This window comes from Mesorhizobium sp. RIZ17 (assembly GCF_051127865.1).
Classification (GTDB): domain Bacteria; phylum Pseudomonadota; class Alphaproteobacteria; order Rhizobiales; family Rhizobiaceae; genus Mesorhizobium; species Mesorhizobium humile.
This window is the reverse complement of sequence record NZ_CP147861.1, coordinates 2,879,098-2,898,777: the sequence shown is the minus strand read 5'-3', so window position 1 is coordinate 2,898,777 and position 19,680 is coordinate 2,879,098. Positions and strand designations below refer to the sequence as shown.

The 19,680-nt window shown below is 64.4% G+C and carries 16 protein-coding genes; 13 read left to right on the top strand and 3 right to left on the bottom strand.

What is annotated here, in order from left to right:
- Genes tssF through WDX12_RS13960 form a run of 13 tightly spaced genes read left to right on the top strand, consistent with a single transcriptional unit; the run spans position 1 to position 15,521 of the window.
- On the top strand, positions 1-1,875 hold the full coding sequence (gene tssF / locus WDX12_RS14020) for a type VI secretion system baseplate subunit TssF (protein WP_434725267.1): 1,875 nt from the start codon (positions 1-3) through the stop codon (positions 1,873-1,875).
- Complete coding sequence (gene tssG, locus WDX12_RS14015; RefSeq protein WP_434725266.1) at positions 1,839-2,906, top strand: type VI secretion system baseplate subunit TssG; 1,068 nt, start codon at positions 1,839-1,841, stop codon at positions 2,904-2,906. The genes tssF and tssG overlap by 37 nt, the downstream gene beginning before the upstream one ends.
- The gene (tagH, locus tag WDX12_RS14010) at positions 2,903-4,357 is read left to right on the top strand and encodes a type VI secretion system-associated FHA domain protein TagH (RefSeq protein ID WP_434725265.1); all 1,455 of its coding nucleotides are present in this window, start codon (positions 2,903-2,905) and stop codon (positions 4,355-4,357) included. Before tssG ends, tagH begins: the two co-directional genes overlap by 4 nt.
- A gap of 4 nt (positions 4,358-4,361) precedes the next feature.
- A complete protein-coding gene (tssJ, locus tag WDX12_RS14005; RefSeq protein WP_320298731.1) occupies positions 4,362-4,814 on the top strand; it encodes a type VI secretion system lipoprotein TssJ in 453 nt (150 codons plus the stop codon).
- A 34-nt stretch (positions 4,815-4,848) separates the two neighbouring features.
- On the top strand, positions 4,849-6,183 hold the full coding sequence (gene tssK / locus WDX12_RS14000; protein ID WP_320298730.1) for a type VI secretion system baseplate subunit TssK: 1,335 nt from the start codon (positions 4,849-4,851) through the stop codon (positions 6,181-6,183).
- 4 nt (positions 6,184-6,187) lie between these two features.
- On the top strand, positions 6,188-7,516 hold the full coding sequence (gene tssL, locus WDX12_RS13995; protein WP_434725264.1) for a type VI secretion system protein TssL, long form: 1,329 nt from the start codon (positions 6,188-6,190) through the stop codon (positions 7,514-7,516).
- A 1-nt stretch (position 7,517) separates the two neighbouring features.
- The gene (gene tssM / locus WDX12_RS13990; protein ID WP_434725263.1) at positions 7,518-11,054 is read left to right on the top strand and encodes a type VI secretion system membrane subunit TssM; all 3,537 of its coding nucleotides are present in this window, start codon (positions 7,518-7,520) and stop codon (positions 11,052-11,054) included.
- Positions 11,036-11,581: a type VI secretion system-associated protein TagF gene (gene tagF, locus WDX12_RS13985; protein ID WP_434725262.1), complete on the top strand. Its 546-nt coding sequence runs from the start codon at positions 11,036-11,038 to the stop codon at positions 11,579-11,581. The genes tssM and tagF overlap by 19 nt, the downstream gene beginning before the upstream one ends.
- Entirely contained in the window at positions 11,578-12,399 is an 822-nt protein-coding gene (locus WDX12_RS13980) for a DUF4150 domain-containing protein (RefSeq protein WP_434725261.1), read from the top strand. The genes tagF and WDX12_RS13980 overlap by 4 nt, the downstream gene beginning before the upstream one ends.
- A gap of 2 nt (positions 12,400-12,401) precedes the next feature.
- Positions 12,402-12,899, top strand: a complete 498-nt coding sequence (locus tag WDX12_RS13975) for a hypothetical protein (protein WP_434725260.1) — start codon at positions 12,402-12,404, stop codon at positions 12,897-12,899.
- The gene (locus WDX12_RS13970; RefSeq protein ID WP_434725259.1) at positions 12,892-13,389 is read left to right on the top strand and encodes a hypothetical protein; all 498 of its coding nucleotides are present in this window, start codon (positions 12,892-12,894) and stop codon (positions 13,387-13,389) included. The genes WDX12_RS13975 and WDX12_RS13970 overlap by 8 nt, the downstream gene beginning before the upstream one ends.
- Before the next feature lie 3 nt (positions 13,390-13,392).
- Positions 13,393-14,481: a DUF2169 family type VI secretion system accessory protein gene (locus WDX12_RS13965; protein WP_434725258.1), complete on the top strand. Its 1,089-nt coding sequence runs from the start codon at positions 13,393-13,395 to the stop codon at positions 14,479-14,481.
- On the top strand, positions 14,469-15,521 hold the full coding sequence (locus WDX12_RS13960; RefSeq protein WP_434725257.1) for a beta-ketoacyl synthase N-terminal-like domain-containing protein: 1,053 nt from the start codon (positions 14,469-14,471) through the stop codon (positions 15,519-15,521). The genes WDX12_RS13965 and WDX12_RS13960 overlap by 13 nt, the downstream gene beginning before the upstream one ends.
- 1 nt (position 15,522) lies before the next feature.
- On the opposite strand, the gene WDX12_RS13955 is transcribed toward WDX12_RS13960, so the two are convergent.
- From WDX12_RS13955 to tssI, 3 genes are read right to left on the bottom strand one after another with little or no spacing between them, the layout of a single operon-like run.
- Positions 15,523-16,686, bottom strand: coding sequence for a hypothetical protein (locus WDX12_RS13955; protein WP_434725256.1), 1,164 nt, complete (start codon positions 16,684-16,686; stop codon positions 15,523-15,525).
- Positions 16,687-16,695: 9 nt separating this feature from the next.
- Positions 16,696-17,118 carry a DUF6484 domain-containing protein gene (locus WDX12_RS13950; RefSeq protein WP_434725255.1) on the bottom strand — a complete coding sequence of 141 codons (423 nt, stop codon included), beginning with the start codon at positions 17,116-17,118 and terminating at the stop codon, positions 16,696-16,698.
- 10 nt (positions 17,119-17,128) lie between these two features.
- Entirely contained in the window at positions 17,129-19,453 is a 2,325-nt protein-coding gene (tssI, locus tag WDX12_RS13945; RefSeq protein WP_434725254.1) for a type VI secretion system tip protein TssI/VgrG, read from the bottom strand.
- Positions 19,454-19,680 lie beyond the last annotated feature (227 nt).

Below are 19,680 nucleotides of genomic sequence, written 5' to 3'. Positions count from 1 at the left end.
ATGGATAGGGTCTTCGTGGAGTACTACGAAGAAGAACTGACCCATATCCGGGCGCTGGCCGCGGAATTCGCCGACATGCATCCGGCGGTCGCCCGCAACCTTTCCCTCGACACCGTCCCCTGCCCCGATCCCTATGTCGAACGGCTGCTCGACGGCGTGGCGTTTCTTGCAGCTCGCACGCGGCTCAAGGTCGACGCGGAGCGCTCGCGCTTCTCGCGCGCCGTGCTCGACGTGCTCTATCCGGACCTGGTGACGCCGGCGCCGGCGACCGCGATGGCCGTGCTGAAACCTGGACAGCAGGTGCAGTCGATGATCGCCGGCCACGCCGTCGCGCGCGGCACGCGACTGGTCTCGGGCCTGCATCCGGGGTTGTCGACGCGCTCGACCTTCACCACCGCGCAAGAGGTCACGCTATGGCCGATCGCGATCACATCGGTCAGCTATTTCCAGGACCGCAGCGCGCTGGCCGCCGCCGGCATCGCGCCGGTCGGCGGCGTGCGCGGCGAAGCGGCATTCCGCATCGCGTTCGCCCGAACCGGAAAAGGCAAGCTCAGCGAATTGTCGCTCGACCGTCTCGACCTCTATTTCGCCGGACGCACCAAGGCGCCGCTCATCTTCGACGCGATCTTCGGCGCCTGCTCGGCCGTCGGGGCGCGGGCGGAAGGCAAGACCAATGCGCTGACGGCGCTGCCCGAGCCCGAAATGATCGGCATCCACGACGACGAAGCGCTGATGCCGCGCACCCGCCCGACCTTCGAGGGATACCGGTTGCTGCGAGAATATTTCATGATCCCCGAACGCTTCCATTATGTGCGGGTCGCCGGCCTGCAGCCGGTGGTGCGCAAATGCGATGGCGGAATGGAGATCATCTTCCTGTTCCGGCGTCCGGTGCCGGAACTTGCCGACGTGGCGGTCGCCGATTTCGAGCTGTTCGCGACGCCGATCATCAATCTCTTCGAACGCGAGTGCAACGTCATCGAGATCGATCCGCGCCGGACGCGGCAGGTGCTGCATGCCGACCGCACGCGGGCGCGCGACTTCGAGATTTTTCGCGTCACCCGGGTTGAAGACGCCGAGGCGGAAGGCAGCGAAGCGATCATCCCCGAACTGTTCAGCCTGGGGCAGAACCGCGGCAGCGGCTGGGTCTATTCGACGGAGCGGCGCCCGCGCCGGGCGACGGAGGACGAACGGCGCGACGGCCTGACCCGCACCTCCTATACGGGCGACGACGTCTTTCTCGCCGTCTCGCGGCCGGCCGGCAGCCAGCCCAACCGGCCGCTCAAGCGGCTCGACATCATGGCGCTCTGCACCAACCGCGACCTGCCGATCCTGGACGACACGCCGGCGCTGACGCTGGAGACCGCCGATCCGGTGGAAGCGGTGCGGCTGCTCGGCGCGCTGCGGCCGCCGCAGCCGGCGATCCCGGCAGCGCTGCCGGCCGGCGCCGAAGGCGAATCCCGCGCCGACAACCTCGCCTGGCGGCTGGTGGCGCAGCTCTCGCTCAATTTCCTGAGCCTCGCCAAGGAAGGCCGCGGTGTCGATCCGCTGCATGCCTTGCTCGACCTCTACGCCGATCGCGGCGATCCAAGCGTTGCCCGCAACGTGCACTCGATCACCCGCATCGACTCGCGCCCGGTGATCGAGCGGCTCAAGATCGACGGGCCGATGTGTTTCGGACGCGGCACAGAGGTGACGCTGCATGTCGACCAGTCGGTGCTGGCGGGGCAAAGCACGCTGCTGCTTTCGGCCCTGCTTGCGCGGCTGTTCGCCCGCCATGCCGGGATAAACGGTTTCGTGCGGACGCGTACGCGGCTGCTGCAGAAGCAGGAGGATGTGCCATGGCCGATGACGCCCGGCAATCGCTACCTGATCTAGCGCAGCCGGCCCCAAACGAAGCCGAGGCGCTTTCGGAAGGGTACGACTTCTTCGAGTTGCTGCGCCGCCTGGAGCAGCGGCGCGGGCTGTTCGGCCATTCCGGAACCGCTGACCGTGAGCCGGCAAGGATCGGCCAGCATGTGCGCCTGAGCTTTTCGGCCAGGGACGTGGTCAAATTCCAAGACGCCAGGGACAAGGCTCCGGCGCGGGTGACCGTCGCCAATCTCGGCCTGCTCGGGCCGGAAGGGCCGATGCCGCTGCATCTGACGCGCTGGGTGCTCGACCGGCTCTCGCAGCGCTGGTTCACCGGCGCCGACGCCGAGCAGACCAGCGATACGACCTTCGTCGACTTCGTCAACATCCTGCAGCATCGCATGATCGCGCTCTATTACCGCGCATGGGCGGATGCGCATCCGGCGGTGCAGGTCGAACGTTCGGTCGGCGGACGCGTACGCGCCATGCTGGAAGCCATGGCCGGGATCGGCCTTCCCGGCACGCAGGATCCGGAGCTCGACACGGTGCGGCTGCGCCAGGCCGCATCGCTGGCCAACCAGGTCGACGGCGCCGAGCGGCTGACGCTGTTTCTCGCCACCGCCTTCAAGGTGCCGGTGCAGATCAAGGAATTCGTCGCCGCCTGGATCACGATCCCCACGGCGCTGCAGAGCCGCATCGGCAAGGCCTATGCGTCGCTCGACGGCGGCGCGACGATCGGGCCGCGCGTCTTCAGCCGCCAGAGCCGGATCGAGCTGCGCGTCGGACCGCTCGGCCTCGACGACTTCAAGTCCTTCCTGCCGGGCGAACGGCGCTTAGCCCTGTTCAAGAAGGCGGTGCGCGACATGATCGGCGAAGCGCTCGACGTCGATCTCAGGATCGTGCTCGCGCGCGACGCGGTGCCTGCGCCGAAGATGGGGACCATCCAGCTCGGCCGAACCTCCTGGCTTTCACGCCCCGCCGAAAAGGGCGACGCCGACGATCTCAGGCTGCGCACCATCGTCGGCTGGCGGCCGGAAATGGCGGAGGCAGCCGCATGAGCCTGCTTCTGACCCTGGAACAAGGCCCGCGCTCGCAGGTGGTCAGGCAGGCCCGGCTGGACGAGGGCGAGCTGGTGATCGGCCGCAGCGCCGATGCCGGCTGGCAGATCGACGATCCGGACATGTTCGTCTCGCGGGCGCACTGCAAGATCAGCGGCGGCCGCGACGGCTATTACGTCACCGACACGTCGAGCAGCGGATTGTTCATCGACGATTCCGAGAACCCTCTCGGCACCGGCAGGTCGGCACGACTGCAAAGCGGCATGCGGCTGCGCCTGGGCGACTATGTGTTGCATGTCGAGGTCCAACCCAACGCCGGCCATACGTCGATCGGCCAGGCGCCGATCGCCAACGCCGCACCGGCATGGTCGCCGCCGCAATCGCGCACGCCTCCCAGCATCGGCGGCGACGATTTCTTCTCGGCGAAGGTCGAGGAAGAGCCGCAGCGACCGCGCCCGGCCGGCCTGCCCGATCCGTTCGAACAGCCTGTGCCCGGAGCTTACGACCGCGCCTCGAGCCAGCGCAGCTCGCCCGCCTTCGACGACCCGTTCAGCCTCGATCCGGTGGCGACGCCGGTCTCGGGCGACGAGCCCGCCGCCGGCCGGTCGGATCCGTTCGGCTTCGGCGAGATGCCATCGCGCAACGATGCGCCCGAGCTTGCGCCGAAACCGTCCGGCTTCGACGATTTCAGCTTCGGGCCAGCCGCGACACCCGCTGCCGGCAACAGCGCCAACGCAGCCGGCCGCGACGAGCGGCCCGCCGAGAAGTCGAAGGCCGCCCGCCCATGGGAGGTACCGGCGCAGGTGGCCGCCCCCCCTGCCCCACCGTCTCGCCCTGTCGCCGCGCCAAGGCCATCTCGTTCGACGCAACCGGCGCCGAACGACATGGCGCTGCGCGCCGCGTTCCTGCGCGGCATGGGCGTCGAGGAGGCCGATTTCCCCGGACGCGACGCGATCGCCGAAATGGAGAAGTTCGGGCGGGAATACAGGCTGATGCTCGATGGCCTGATGCAGCTTTTGCGCAAGCGCGCCGAGGAGAAGGGCAGCGCGCGCGTCGCCCAGACCATGGTCGGCGCCTCCGAGGTCAATCCGCTCAAATTCCTGCCGACGGTCGAGGATGTCATCGTCACCATCATCGCGGAACGCAGTCCGGGCTTTCTCTCCGGCGAGGCGGCGATCGGCGACGCGGTCAAGGATCTCGCGCAGCATCACGTGCGCGCGTGGCGCGGCGTCCAGGCGGCGCTGCGGCGCATGATCGACCGTTTCGATCCGGCCGCGATCGAGGAAGAACTCAAGTCCAATTCGGCGATCGGCAATCTGCTGTCCGGCGGGCGCAATGCCAAGCTGTGGGAGCTTTACCAGAAACGCCATCGCGACATCGCCCAGAGCGCGGAATCGAGCTTCCTGGGCGAGATCGGCGCAGACTTCAGGGATGCATATGAAGAGGAGTAGGGACATGATCGACAGACGCGAATTCATCATTGCCATCGGCGCCACGGGGCTGCTTGCGGCTTGCCAGAGCGGCCCGCCGAAACCGTCGGTCATCTCGGTCAACGTGACCGGCGGCGCCGGCATGAACCCGGGACCGGGCGGCGGCGACCGGCCGGTGACGGTGTTGGTGATGCGGCTTGCCAGCACCGGCAAGTTCAATTCTGCCGATTATTTCGCGTTGCAGGGGGGCGCCAGCGCGGCGCTCGGGGCCGATCTGATCGGCATGGACACGATCTCGGTGGCGCCGGGCAAGACCGCGGCCAAGACCATCACGGTCGAACCGAATGCGACGGCGCTCGGCTTCGTCGCGTTGATCCGCGAACCCGGCGGACGCAACTGGCGCACGACCAAGTCGGTTTCGCCGGGGTCGAAGTTCACCATCAATGTCGGCCTCGGCAAGGGCGGCATTTCCGCCTGAGCGAGACAACCACGGCAGTGCAGAGAGTGGCAGCATGAGCGACGCAAACAGGGTGCTGTGGTCGGAGGGCCTGTTTCTCAGGACCCAGCATTTCCAGCAGCAGGACCGGTTCTTCGAAGGCATGGTACGCGGCGCCTTGCAGGCCGGCCAGCTCCACACGTTCGGCTTCCAGCAGCTGACGCTCGACCAGTCGCTGCTCGATGCCGGCCAGGTGTCGATCGTGTCCGCCCGGGGCATCTTCCCGGACGGCACGCCCTTCTCCATCCCGGAGCTGATGGATGCGCCCAAGCCGTTGCCGGTCACCGCCGACACCGGCGCCGGGTCGGTGCTGGTGGCGCTGCCGCTCGAGCCGCCCGGCGGCGTCGGGTTCGATCCGGCGCATGCCGCATCGACGGGCGCGCGCTACCACGGCAAGATCGTCCCGGTGCGCGATGCCGTGCAGGGCGGCGCCGATCCGGAGGACATCGAGCTCGCCCGGCCGCAAGCGGTGCTGCTGGCGCCCGGCAAATCGGTCGGCGGCTACACTGCGCTGCCGGTCGCCGACATCAAAGGCGTGCGCGCCGATGGCGGCGTCTCGCTCGACCCGACCTTCCTGCCGCCGACGCTGATCACCGGCGCCGTCCACTGGTACCGGCAATTGCTGCAGGAGGTCGTCACCGGCCTCGACCAGATCGCCGAGGCGCATGGCAAGATGGTGATGGGCGGGGCTGGCCGCAGCGTCGAGGACCTCTTGATGCTGCACCTCGCCAACGCCGCGCGGCCACGCCTTGCCCATATGCTCGCGCAGGACGTCTTCCATCCGGCCGAGCTCTATCTCGAACTTGCCGGCCTCGCCGGCGAGATGGCGACGTACGGCTCGAGCTCCAGGCGGCTCGGCGAATTGCCGGCCTACGACCACATGGCGCCCGGCCCCGCCTATATGGCGCTGGCGGACGCCTTGCGTTCGCTCATCCTCAGCCTGCGCTATATCGAGCCGAAGTCGCGCGCGCTGCCGGTCATGCGGCACGCGACCAATGTCTGGAAGGTGCGCATCGACAACCCGAAGCTCCTGGTCGCCAGCCGCATCGTCATCCGCGTCGGCTCCGAGCTTTCGGAGGATGCGCTGCGCAAGATCTTCGTCAACCAGGCTACGGTCGGCTCGGCCGACCAGTTCGAAGGCCTGTGGAAGTCGCGCCTGCCGGGCATACCGCTGAAACCGCTTCATTCGCAGCCGCGCGAGATTCCTTATGACGGCGACCGGCTGTGCCTGGAGCTCGACCAGAAGAGCGAGCATTGGGCCTCGCTGCTCGACGCCCCCGGCTTCGTCATCGGCGTTTCCGGCGTGCTGCCGAGCGAGCCGCAGGTCGACTGCTATTCGGTGAACAGGTGAGGCCATGAGCCGGGATGATCCTTTCGGACTGTCGGAGGATCGCGAGCGCACCCGCATCCGGTTGACCGGTGCCGCGCCCCGGCCGATGGCGCCGCTGGCGCCGGGCGCGCCGGTGAAGCGGGCGCGCGCCCATCCCAACACGCTCATCAACATCTTCGCGCCGCTGCTCGAATTCGCGCCGGAGCTCGAAAGCGCGCTGGCGCCGGAGAACCCGGAGGTGATGCGCACGCGCCTGCTCGACGAGCTGGTGCGGGCGCGCGACGCCTCCATCGCGGCGGGCTCCTCGCTGGAACGCGCCGACCAGGCCGCATGGGCGGTAGCGGCGCTGCTCGACGATCTCGCGCTCAACACGCCATGGGGCGGCGCCAGCGCCTGGCCGCGCCAGCCGCTGGTGGTGATGCTGCGCGGCGACGTCGATGCCGGCACCCAGTTCTTCACCCGCCTTGACGAGCTGGATCGGCATCCCAACCGCGACCGCGAAATGCTGGAGCTGCAGTATTACTGCCTGGCGCTCGGCTTCCGCGGCAAGTACCGCGTGCCCGGCCGCGCCGGCGACCGTTCGCTCAATGCCGTGCGCGTGGCGGCGGCGCGCTTCCTGCGCAATGCGGACGCCGAGGACGCCCCGCTGTCGCCGAACTGGAAAGGCGTGATCGCCTCCGACGAGCCGCAGCGTTTCATCGTTCCGATCTGGGTGATGGCGCTGGCCGCAATTGTCGTCGCCGCGGCTGCCTATATCGGCCTGTCGATGGGCCTGAGCAGCCAGGCGGTCGAGCTCTCCGCGCTGGTGCGCACGCTGCCGCCTGCCTCGCGCGGCGATGTTACCCGCGCCGCGCCCAAGCAGGATGCGCCCGAGCCCGAGGCGCCGCAGCCGGTCGATTTCGCGCTGCTGCCGGAATTCAAGGCCGCGGCGCCGGACGAGCTGAAAGCTGCGCTCAGCGGCACCGAAAGCGTCTCGCTGGCCAAGCTGATCATCCAGTCCTCCAACCCCGAGCTGTTCCAGTCTGCGCGGCCGACGCTGACTGAAGGGTACGAGCCGCTGATAGCGTCGATCGCCAAGGTGATCCTGGACAACAAGGAGCTGATCGGAAAAATCACCGTCGTCGGCCATACCGACAATGTGCGCCTGCAAAAGTCCAACCCCTTTGCCAGCAACCAGCGGCTGTCGGAAGCCCGCGCCGAAACCATAGCCAAGCTTCTGGTGCAGGCGGGCGTGCCGCAGGAGAGCATCTCGTCCGAGGGCCGCGCCGAAACCGATCCGGTGGCCGACAACTCGACGCGCGAGGGCCGCGCGCTCAACCGGCGCGTCGAGGTCCTGGTCGAGAAGAGGCTCTGAGATGTTCATCCTGCGCTTCCTCTGGGCCGTCATCACCTCGCGTTTCCTGTGGACGCTGATCGGCATTGCGCTGCTTTCGCTGCTGATCTGGGTGTTCGGCCCGATCGTGCAGGTCGGTCCCTACGCGCCGTTCGAATCCGACAATGTGCGCATCGCCATCATCGCCGGGCTGATCATCCTTTGGCTGATCTGGCTGATCGTCGCGCAGCGCCGCGCGATCCGCGCCAACCGCATGTTCGTCGCCGAGATTGCGGCGCCCGTCGCCGAGAAGCAGCTCACGCCCGGCGAGGAGAGCGTCGCGGCGGTCGGAGCGAAGTTCGGCGAGGTGATGGCCGAGCTCAAGCGCCGCAAGCTCGGCGGCCGCAAATTCCTGCGCGAAATGCCCTGGTATGTGATCGTCGGGCCGCCGGCGACCGGCAAGACCACGGCGCTGCGCCAGTCAGGGCTCAATTTCCCGATCGACCTCACCGACGATCTGCAGGGCGTCGGCGGCACGCGCAATTGCGATTGGTTCTTTTCCGAGAACGCGGTGCTGATCGACACCGCCGGCCGCTACGTTCAGCAGGAAAGCCAGCCGGATGTCGACGCGGCGGAGTGGTTGGGCTTCCTCGATCTTTTGAAGAAGCACCGGGGCCGACGCGCGCTCAACGGCGTCATCGTCGCGCTGTCGATCGACACGCTCTCGGAGGGCGACGAGGCGATCAAGGCGCATGGCAGAAAAATCCGCCGCCGGCTGGCGGAGTTGAACGATCGGCTCGAGATCCGCCTGCCCGTCTACCTGATGCTGACCAAGGCCGACCTGATCAAAGGCTTCGAGGCCTTCTTCGGCGGCTTGTCGACGGCGGCGCGCGAGCAGGTGTGGGGAACCACGTTCCCGCTCGATGCCCGCGTCAACGCCGGCACGATCCAGACCGAGCTTGCCAGGCTCGCCGCCGAGCTTGAGCGGCGGCTGGTGCCGCGGCTCGAAGACGAGGACAAACTCGGCCAGCGCGCCGATATCTTCCGTTTCCCGGCACAGCTGGCGAGCCTCTCCGAGCCGATCCAGGTGCTGGTCGAGGCGATGTTCGGCGAAAGCCGCTACGAGGAGGCCGCCTGGCTGCGCGGCCTCTATCTGACCTCGGCGACGCAGGAAGGCGCGCCGATCGACCGGCTGACCGCCGCCCTTTCCTCGTCCTTCGGATTGCCGCCGCGCCGCGCCATGCCGGCGGCGCGCGTCGAGAAGCGCAGCTTCTTCCTCAGGAACCTGCTCACCGAAGTGATCTTCAAGGAAGCCGGCCTCGGCACATTCGATCCGCTGGCGCAAAGGCGCCGCGCATGGATCTGGCGCGGGGCCGCCGCCACCTGCGCGCTCGCCGCCCTGCTCGCCGGCGGACTGTTCACCTGGTCCTATCTCGACAACCGCAATGCGATCACCGAACAGGCTGGCCAGTTCGAGGCGCTGCAGCAACCGCTAACGGATGTCGCGGCGATGCCGGCCGCGGTCGAGCAGCCGACCATGGACGGGGCGCTGGCGGCGATGGACGCGGTGGCGACGGCCCGCACCGCGCCGCCGGACGCGATCCATAATCTGCTCGGCCCGACCGCCTCGGCAGAGCTGGTGCGCGCGCAGACAGACACCTACGACCACGCGCTGCGCAACGTGCTGGAGCCGCATATGGTCGCGCTGCTGGAGGCCACGATGTGGCGGCAGATCCGCGATCCGGATTTCATGCTCGGCGCGCTGAAAACCTACCGGATGATGACCGGCCTGTCGCAGATGGACACCGATTTCGTCCAGAACTGGTGGGTGAACAGCCTGCCGCAATTCGCGCCGGCCGCGCCCTTTCCGACCCCGGATGCCGAAGAGCACCAGCTTGCCGCGATCCGCCGCATGGCGGTCGACGACAGCTACATCGCGCCTGACAAGGAACTGGTCGCCGAGGCGCTGAAGACGGTGTGCACCATCTCGCTGCCGGAGCGCGCCTACAAGCAGCTTCTGGCCGACCCGGAAGTGGCGGCGGTCAAGGAATGGGTGCCGGCCAATTTCGCCGGACCGAACGGCGCGAAGGTGTTCGCGCGCCGTTCCGACAAGACGCTGCGCGTCGGCGTTCCGGGCCCCTACACCTATGCCGGCTTCCACGATGCGATCCTCGACCGGGTCGAGGATGTCGCCGGACAGGCGGCGCTCGATCGCGCCGTGTTTGCCGGCGGCTGCTCGGAGAATTCGGAGACGTCTGTCTCCGCGCTGTCGGAAGACATACTGAAGCTCTATTACGACGATTACATCTCGCAGTGGGATAGCTTCCTGCGCGACATGCGGCTGGCGCCGCTGACCGATCTCAATGTCGCCAGCGAGAACCTCAAGGATCTCTCCAGCGCCGACTCCGCGTTGAAGCGCCTGCTGACCGCGGTCGTACAGGAGACCGATCTGACCCGCTCCGACGATGCGGCGGCGAACGACAAGAACGCCGCCAACACCGGCTCGAAGCTGCTCAGCAAGCTCGGTAAACTCGGCAAGGTGGTAAAGACCGGCGCAAAGCTCCTGCCACGCGCGGGCTCGGCCGATCAGGTCGACATGACCGGCAGCCTGGTGGCCGAGCATTTCAAGCCGCTCAAAGGCACGATCGCCCAGGTCGACGGCCAGCCGCCGGCGCTCGACGCCGCCGTCGTGGCGCTGACGGCGCTGTCCAACGTGCTGCAGACGGTCACCGCCAACCCCAATCCGCAGGACGCCATCAAGAAGCAGGGCGGGCTTGCCGAACTGACTGGCGCGGTCGCGAGACAAGCGCAGATCCTGCCTTCGCCGATCAACGACTGGCTGGGCGGCATTGCCGGCGACACGAGCGGCCTGTCGCAGAAGGCCGTCACCAATGAGCTCAACGCCATCTGGCGCGCCGACATCCTGCCCTTCTGCCAGGCTGCGCTCAACAACCGCTATCCGTTCAGCCCGGACAGCGCGGTCGACGTCAACGTGCGCGATTTCCAGCGCCTGTTCGGGCCGACCGGCCTGATCGACGCCTTCACCAACGACCATTTGATCAACTATGTCGACACCGCCAGCGAGCCATGGAAATGGCGCGCCGATTTCGGCCTCGATCCTGCAGCGCTCGCGGCCTTCGAGCAGGCGCGCCATATCCGCGACGATCTCTTCCCCGGCGGCACCGGCCCGGTGATGAATTTCACCCTGGAGCCAAAGGACCTGTCGCCCAACGTGGCTCGCGTGACGCTCAACCTCGATGGCCAGACCATGGAATACTACAACAACGCGACCAGGCCGCAGCCGATGACATGGCCGGGCAAGGACGGCACCGGCGTGATCTCGCTGGCCTTCCAGCCGGTCGACGGCTCGCCCGAAGTGATGCTCAACGAGACCGGCAGCTGGGCGTGGCTGAGAATGCTGCGCGGCGGCCGCTTCAACGCGACCAAGCTCACCGACGTCTACAGCCTGCGGCTCGGCACCAAGGGGATGTGGGCCGATTTCGAGCTCAAGGCGGCCAGCGTCGAGAACCCCTACACGCTCGAAATGTTCAAGAAGTTCACATGTCCGCCGCAGATCTGAACACCGGCTTTTTCGGCAAGATTCCGGCGACGGGAGATTTTGTCGCCTGGAATCTCCCGAGGACTTTCATCGACCGTTGGGACCGGTGGATGTCGATGGAGCTGCGTGCGCGGCCAGATGAGGGCGAGCTTGACCCGCGAGCGTGGCGGTTCGTGGTTCCCGCGGGGATTTTCAGCGACCAGCCCTGCGCCGGCGTGTGGCGCATGAGTGAGGATCGTGTCGGGCGGCGATACCCCTTCGCCATCGTCCGGCTCGGGCCACCGCCCGATCCCAGCGATGAGTGGTTCGATGCAGTAGCCAATTCAATCAGGAGTGCCGTCGAAGGCTATTCCACAACGGCGAAAATAAGCGAAAAGCTTTCGGTGCTCGCGCCGCCGTCATCACACTACGAAGCGCATCCTATCACCTTTTGGTGCGACGATTCGGAGGTGAACGAATTCCGCTTTGCCGACATCCATGATCTCGCGGCGAACGCGTTGCCGGCGATGCGTGCAGCAAGAGCTGTGACAGAGGAATCCGAGCAATGAGTTGCACGGTCTTTGCCGAGGGCATGGGATTTTTTCACAAGGGCAGTGGCGGGACGGGTACTGCCCCGGTCGACGTATGCCTTAGCCCGCCGCCGCCGCCGGCCGGGCCTTTGCCGGTTCCCTATGTCAACAACATGTCGGCCGGCGATTTGACCAAGGGTAGCAAGAGCGTCAAGATCGACGGCAACCCCACCGCGCTGGAGAATGTTTCGGAAGTCTCGACCAGTTCGGGCAATGAGGCGGGCACCCAAGGAGGCGGTGTCGTTACCCACAAGACGAAAGGCAAGGCTTCGTTAACGCTTTGGTCGTTCACGGTGAAAGTCGAAGGCAAGGGCGTTGGCCGCCATGGCGATCTTGCCATTCAGAACTGCATGTCGACGCCACCCAACATCATCTGTACCTATGTAAAAGTCATCGAGAACCTGCAGCGGCCGGAATTCGCCAAGATGCTAGCCGATGCCGGCAAGGGATGCCCTCCGGGCAAGGAGGATCCGCCTGAGACGAAGACCACTAAGAAACAACGCGCCCATGTGCGGGGCCGTGCGGCCTGCTGGTCTTGTCAGAAATCGATAAATACAGGTTTTTTCAAGAGCAGCGGCCGGCGCTACAACCGTGGCAAACGTTGGGTCGCCGACCACCAGCCGCCGCAGTCCGTGGTATGGAAGGAACTTGGTGGCTGCCGCAACCCCGCGATCTTCGAGAAATGGAAAAAGGATAACAAGTCTGTCCAGCCGCAATGCACAGCGTGCTCAAACACCCAGGGCGGTAGCGTCAGCACGGCTGATACCACGGAACTACTCACGAAACTCGGAATATAGATATGGCATCAACTGACGAGTTCGATCGAATCTTTAAGGAATATGTCTCCGATTTGGAAGCGGCACTGCCTGCTGTGACGGAATGGTTTGAGCAATTGAAGGCAAGCCGAAAATACACGGCACAAGGCTTCAGCATCGATGACATATGGCCAGGCCTTACTGGATCGCATCCAGTAATGATCGGAACCTTTCGAAAGCATTTTCTCAAGCTTGCAATCCTTATCGAACGCCTGGACCGCGAGGAAGAACTCGAGGACGACGAGGAGCCCGTCGAAGAGGATTGGGGGACGAGCGACGACGATTTCGAAGATGACGAGGATGAGGATGAGGATGACAATGATGACGAGTATGACGAACGGCCATCTGAGCCGTACCAAGTCCTGATCGAACGACTAAGGTCGGAGCGACCTGATCTCTACGTGCATTTTCGCCAGTTCATGTTTATCCCGGTGGGGTTGGAAGACTACATGCTCGTCGAGCGGGAGGTCGAAAATGGATGAGGCTGATTTCATCTTGCACGATGTTGAGCGTGGCTGGCGGCGGCTACACCATGCTCCAAAGGATGTGCGTGGTACCATGCCGGACTATGCTGACACACCTGCGTATCTTCCTTGCCAAACCGGACTTTTTCCGTTGCACAAACTTTATCTTGATGAGCTCACGGGCATGACCGATCAGGCCATCGAATGGTGGCAAGAGATCGTCGACAATCACATGGAAGATGGCGAACGCCCCCAGGATGCGGCTCGCAAAGCCTATGCCGGCTGGCCGGCGGGACCGGCAGCGCACGAAACCGTCGTGTCGGTGGTGCGCACCTATTGGCTCGCTTGCGTCGAACAAAGCACGAAGCTGACGCAAGGAGAAGGGATGTTTCCAGAAGACTTCCTGCTAGCGACGCTCGACCGGACCAAACAAAAGCGCGCCATTCTCGTGCTTACAGCAATGCCCTACTGGCCCATCGGCCTCGACCAAACAGGCAACTGGTGCTGAAGGATGGCTTTCGCTGTCTGGCTTGAGAACCATACGCCTTTCGCCGCGGCAACGCATGTGCAGGTCAATGCAGAGGGCCAGGAAGTTCTCGTCGTGATGTTCTCGGCCAGCTTCGAGGCGCCCGAACACAATGACGAGTTGCGGCTGGCGGACGAACAACTGCCAATAAATTTTGGCGACGTGCCATTCGGCGACCCGGCCCTATCCTCTAACCGGTATGAGGCGGATATAGCACCGGTCAAGCCGGCCGCTGAGGTAATCGTCAACGCAACAGCGCATGCGCCCAACGGCAAACCAATTCGCGAGATGCAAGTAGGCCTGAGCATCGGCAACGTGCGTAAAGTGCTGAACGTGGTCGGCGACCGTATCTATGATGCGGGCAGTTATAGCGCGCCGCATCCGTTCAGGACCATGCCGATCGTTTACGAGCGCGCTTACGGGGGCACCCTGCCCGATGGACAAGGCGAGCCCCGTAATCCCGTCGGCGTCGGATTTCATCACGCAGCGTCGGCCGACCCCGCGGTAAGGACGCAAGCCCCGAATGTTACCTATCCAGGCGAACCTTACCTCAACCCGGCTGATCGGCCAAAGCCGGCTGGCTTCAGCTCGATCGGGAGGGGTTGGAAGCCGCGGATTGCCTATGCAGGCACCTACGACCAAGCATGGATCGACACGCAGTGGCCGCTGCCCCCGAGGGATTTCGATCCGCGATACCACCTTTGCACACCGACCGATCAGCACCTGTCGCGGCTCACTGGCGGCGAGGACGTCTCACTGGTCGGCCTCACACCAACAGGGCGCTGGTCCTTTCGTCTGCCTCGGATCACGGCGCCTGTGAGGTTGATCTATGACGACAGAACCCAAGAGCACGTCTTCACGCCTGACACGGTCATCATCGAGCCGGAGCTGTGGCGGGTGACACTGAAAGCACGGCTTTCGTTTGTGACGCGCCGCAATTCGCCCGGGTTGCGTGGAATCGTTTTTGGCCATGTTACGCCGGCACTCCTTTTGGCGCGGCGTAAGCGTAAAGCGTATTTCTCCCCGCTCGGGGGCGACGGCACGTTGCCTCATCGAACGGCATGGCTGCCATGAAGCGGCCCTTGTATGTCTCAGGCGCAGGTGCGGTCACACCTGCCGGCCTGAATGCCCCGCAAACGATGGCGGCGATCCGAGCAGGCCTGTCGGCTTTCGAAGAAATAATGCTGGCTGAGCCGCTCGGCCAAACTCAGATAGCGGCCCCGATTCCGACTCGGGCAAAGCTCCGCCGCACCGAAGGCCGATGGTTGGTCAACATGGCATCTCGCGCCATCAGAGAGGCGCTGTGGACTGGTTCCGGTGCTTCTGAGGGAACGGCAATCCTGCTCACTCCACCCGAAAGTCTTCGCAAACACCCGGCCTATGACGACATTGCGCCGCAAGACTTCCTCGCTACGGTAATCAAGGCGACTGGCCTGCGCTTCCACGCCGCGTCGCGAGCGATCGACGGTGGGGCTGCTGCGAGCATCGGGTTGCTGGAACGCGCACTGGAGGTGATGGAACAGCAAGGTGTCGAACAGGTCCTGCTGGGCGGCGTCGACAGTCTTGTCAACGACGCGGATCTTGCCCGCCTCGGTCAGGCAGGCCGTCTCAAGGCAGAAAACAACGCGCAAGGCCTGGTTCCGGGCGAGGCCGCCGCCTTTGTCCGGCTCACGCGCCTACCGGAAGGAAAATCACCCATCCTTGTGGCCATTCATGGCGTAGGGCTGGCTCAGGAACAAGATAATGTTCTCTCCGAACGTTACAGCCAGGGCGATGCTTTGCTTGAGGCGCTCCGCAACGCGGTGAATGGATCGGGGCCTTCCGAACCCGATATCGATTTCGTCATCAGCAACAGCAATGGCGAACGTTACAGCGGTTGGGAGGAACTGATCGTACGGCCACGCTTCTACCGCACGCGCCGGGAGATCCTCCCTACGGCCTATCCGGCAATGACCATCGGCGACATTGGTGCGGCTGGCGGAGCGCTGGCATTGATGCTTGCGGCCGACAGCCTTCTCAACGATTACGCACCTGGTCCAACCGCTGTCTGCGAACTCGCCTCCGAGAACGGCCTGCGTGCCGCGGCGGTGATGACCCGCATGACCCGGCGGTGACTCACATCCATGCGGGAAAACGGCGCGTGCGACGCCAATTGGTAAGCGGCGCGTCGGGCGTGGTAAGCCCAGCGCGCAACGCATTGAGCCGCGCTCGGCGCATCGATCTGAACGGGCGTTGAATGTGCCCACCCCGCCCCTCGTCCCACCATACCTCGACGCGATCAGCCACCGGCAGCGACGGGTCATCCAAATACACGAAATCCTCGCCAAGGAGAGCCGGATCGGAGACGAAAAGGTCAGTGTCGCCGAAATCGACCTCGAACAGATCGCGAAGCGATGCGCCGGCCGGACCGGCAAGTTCCGGTTCGCGCATTTTCTCGATCAGCCAAGGCATTACCGCGCGATCGCCGAGCAGACCAACCGAAGCCGTGGCTGCACCACGTAGCGAAGGCTGCTCCAGATGTTTCTGCAGCCAGATCTTGCCGGTCTTCGTCGCCGTCGTCAGTAGGCGTATCTCGATCGCCGCCTTGGCAAATTCGGGTTCCGTCACGACAATCTTGTCGAGCACGGGATGAGCGGATCGCGCCTCGCCAAGCAGGCAAGCGGCCAAGGCTGCCGTTAGGCGCTCCGCGGCCGTCTTGCCGTCAAGGCCGGCCAGCGCAGCAGAAAGCAGGTCTCGTCGCTTGAGTGCGCCGGCGAGCCTAATGGCGCGCCGACGCACACCCGAGTCGGTATCGATCACTAAGTCATTCAGGCGTGGCCCCGGGTCGACGCGATGGTGCCAGAGCGCCGATAGCCCAAGAGCTCGTAGCCTCGCGTCGCGCGTGTCCAACCATTTTGCCACGAACGGCCGCAAATTGTCTTGCGACGCGCACGCGATCGCAGCGGAAAGACTTGTTATGCCTGTTTCACCAAGGCTTGCGCTCAACTCAATTGCCGAGGCTACCAGCTTGGTATCGCCCCAACGTAGCGCCAGAGCGCCCAACACAAACAACTCGCCCGGTTCAGCATAGTCGGCGAACCGCGCCTGGGCGGCTTCCCAGCCGGCCTCGCCGGCAGCCGTCAGTCCCTCGATATTTGCTTCGAGGCGCTGATCAATGCGACCAATGTCGGTCTCATCAAGGAGGGGGCCATCAATCTCTCGGCGACGGCGAAGCCAAAGGAACGCCGCATCTTCGGCATGCTGGTTCACGATGGCAGCTATGGTTGCGACGCGATGCACGGCAACGCCTCAGTTGAGATGCACGGCCCCGCCGCGAATACGATTGGTGCCACTCGCCTGGCTGGTCAATTGGCTGCCGCGGATGGTCACCCGTCCGTTCTTCTCCAGAATGATTGATGCCAGACCGCAGCGTAGCTCAATGCGCTCTTCTGCCGTAATGACCACACGTTTGCCGTCACGGATCACCTCCAACTCCTTGCTCTTGGGAGCAGGATCGATGATGCGACCGACAACCAGCGGGCGCATCGGGTCGCCGCCTTCAAAAAGCAAGGCCAGTTCCGAACCGATTGCCGAAAGGTCCAGTTCCGTCAGGCTGCGGGCCGCAACTGCTGTCTCGCGAGGATTGCCTACGAAAACCACCAGCGGTGCCCCATTTTCGAACCCGATCAGCAGGCCAATCACGACGCCGTCGATGCGATCCAGCACTTCCATGATGACGCTCTCAATTGTTGTTGATGGTACTTCCCTTAACGATCACGTCGCCGTCCGCCTTTACCGTGATCTTGCCGCTACCCTTGATCGTAATGTCCTTGCCGTCGGCAACGATAGTGCCGTCCTTTTTCATAGTGATCGAGGCAGATCCACATTTAAGCGTTATTGACTCACCCGCCTCGATCACCAGTTTCTTGCCAACCTTGATCGAACTGTCATTGGCGATATCGATGCTGCTGCCCTTGGCAATTTTAAGTGCATGCTCGCCGGTAATTTCGGTGCTGTCATCCGCACCTACCTTGGCCGTCCTCGCCTTGCCGATCTGCGAAGAGTGGGCGCCGCCGACACTGAAGCTCTGATCGGCGGCTACCTGTACGTTCTGGCTGGCACCTACCGTCCAGCTATCCGAAGCACCGATGCTGTGGTCCTGCCCGGCGCCCACCGTAACCGATCGCGTCGCGCCAATCGTATTCGTCTGCACCGCACCGACGCTTCTCGTCTCGGACGCTCCGACGGTATCAATACGCGCCGCACCCACCGTAATCGTCTGCACGATCGCCACCGTCTGCGAATGGTTGGCGTCGATATTCTCCGTGGAATTGCCGACGACGTGAATCGTCTCATTTGCGCCGACCGTCAGCGAGCGGTTCGCCCCCACCGTTTCGGTATCGTTCGACCCAATATTCGTCGTCTGGTCGACGCCGACCTTGACCGTCTTGTTGTTGCCGACGTCCTCGTCGAGGTTGTGGCCGACGGAGTGCTTGGCGTCGTGGTCGATGCGGTCGGACTGGTCGTGCTGGACCGTCTTGTTGCGATCGTGCTTGATCAGCAGGTGGTGGTCCTTCTGGGCCTGGAAGTTGACCAGTTCGGAGCCGGCCTTGTCCTCGAACATCAGTTCGTTGTAACCGCCGCCGCCTTTCGAGGAATTCGACTTCCAGCCGGATTGCGTGGCATTGCCCGGCAGGCCGTAGGGCGGCATCTGCGAGGCGTTGTAGACGCGGCCGGTGATGATCGGCAGATCCGGATCGCCCTCGATGAAGTCGACGATGACCTCCTGGCCGATGCGCGGGATCTGGATGAAGCCCCAGTTGCTGCCGGCCCAGGTTTGCGAGACCCGCACGAAGCAGGACGAGTTCTGGTCCTTCTTGCCGAGCCGGTCCCAGTGGAACTGCACCTTCACCCGCGCATATTTGTCGGTGAAGATTTCCTCCCCCGAAGGGCCGACGACGGTAGCCGTCTGCGGGCCGCGCATGATCGGCCGCGGCGTGATGCGCGGCGGCCGGTAGGGCAGTTTGGTCGGCGCCACGCCGAGCACCACCTTGAAATTCTCGCTGTGGGCCTCGTTCTGGGTCCGGTAGCCCGGATCGAACAGCCGGTATTCGGCGCTGATCACCAGATAATCCTGGTTCTGGTCGTCGCGCGGAAAACTCTCCAGCGTGAACTTGCAGCCGGAAAAAAGGCCGCGCACCGTGCCCACCGCCGTGCTGTGCTGGTGCACGGCCTGGAGTTCCTCGCGGCGGATCCCGGCTATCTTGTCGCCCCGCCCGACATCGAGATGCGCGCCGGGCTGGCGATAGTTTTCGCCCGAGGCTTCCTTGTGGGCGAAAGGCTGGGCGGATTTCGCCATCAGATCGGCGCCGGGCTTCTCGAAATCATAGTCCGTATGGGCATAGGCGCCCGGCCGCACCGCGCTGCCCGGGATCCATTCGGTGATGTATTCGACGTCGCGCCGCGAGGCTTGGCCCTCGAAATTGTAGAGCACCTTCTCGTAGCCGGGCGCCGGCTTCAGCTTGCTCATCGCATCGCAGAGGATGAGCGTGTGCTTGCCCTCGTCATGCTCGAAGAAATAGAAGATGCCCTCGTGCTCGAGCAGCCGCTGCACGAAATCGAGATCGCTCTCGTCATACTGAACGCAATATTCGCGCGAGGGATAGGACCCCTGCAGCCGCTTCTCGAATTTGGCGATGCCATATTTCGAGAATATCTTTTCGACGATCTCCACCGCCGTCATGTTCTGGAAGATACGGCAGTCGGTTGTGTTGCCGAGGAACCAGAGCCACGGCCTGACGGTCGCCTCGTAGAAGGCCAGCCGGTCCTCGATGCGGGTCAGCTTGAAATCCGACACGAGGCCGCTGAACCAGCGCTTCGGATCGGATTCGCCCTCGACCGAAACGACGCCGCCCAGCATCTTCAGCGGATCGACGTCGCGGTTCTTCGAGACGAAGCCGACGGTATAGGCGAAACAGCGGCTGATCTCATCGCGGCCGATGAGATGGGTGAAGGTCAGGTCGGCGCCAGCCGGCGTCTGTACAACCGTAGCACGTTCGTTCGGCATGGGTCGTGCCCCTCCTCGACGCGGCCGCCAGTGTGATGGTTTGAAACCCCCGTTCTATTAACTGCATCACGTTCGGGAGCGTTCGAATTCACCGCACCGTAAGGGGTCAGCCTAGCACATGTTTGGAGGAGGCCAAATAACAGCGGCGGCTAAACCGCACCCGGGCACCGGTGTGAAACGTTCCTCTCCCGCTCCGCTTGCAAGCTGCTAGAATACCGAAGCAATTC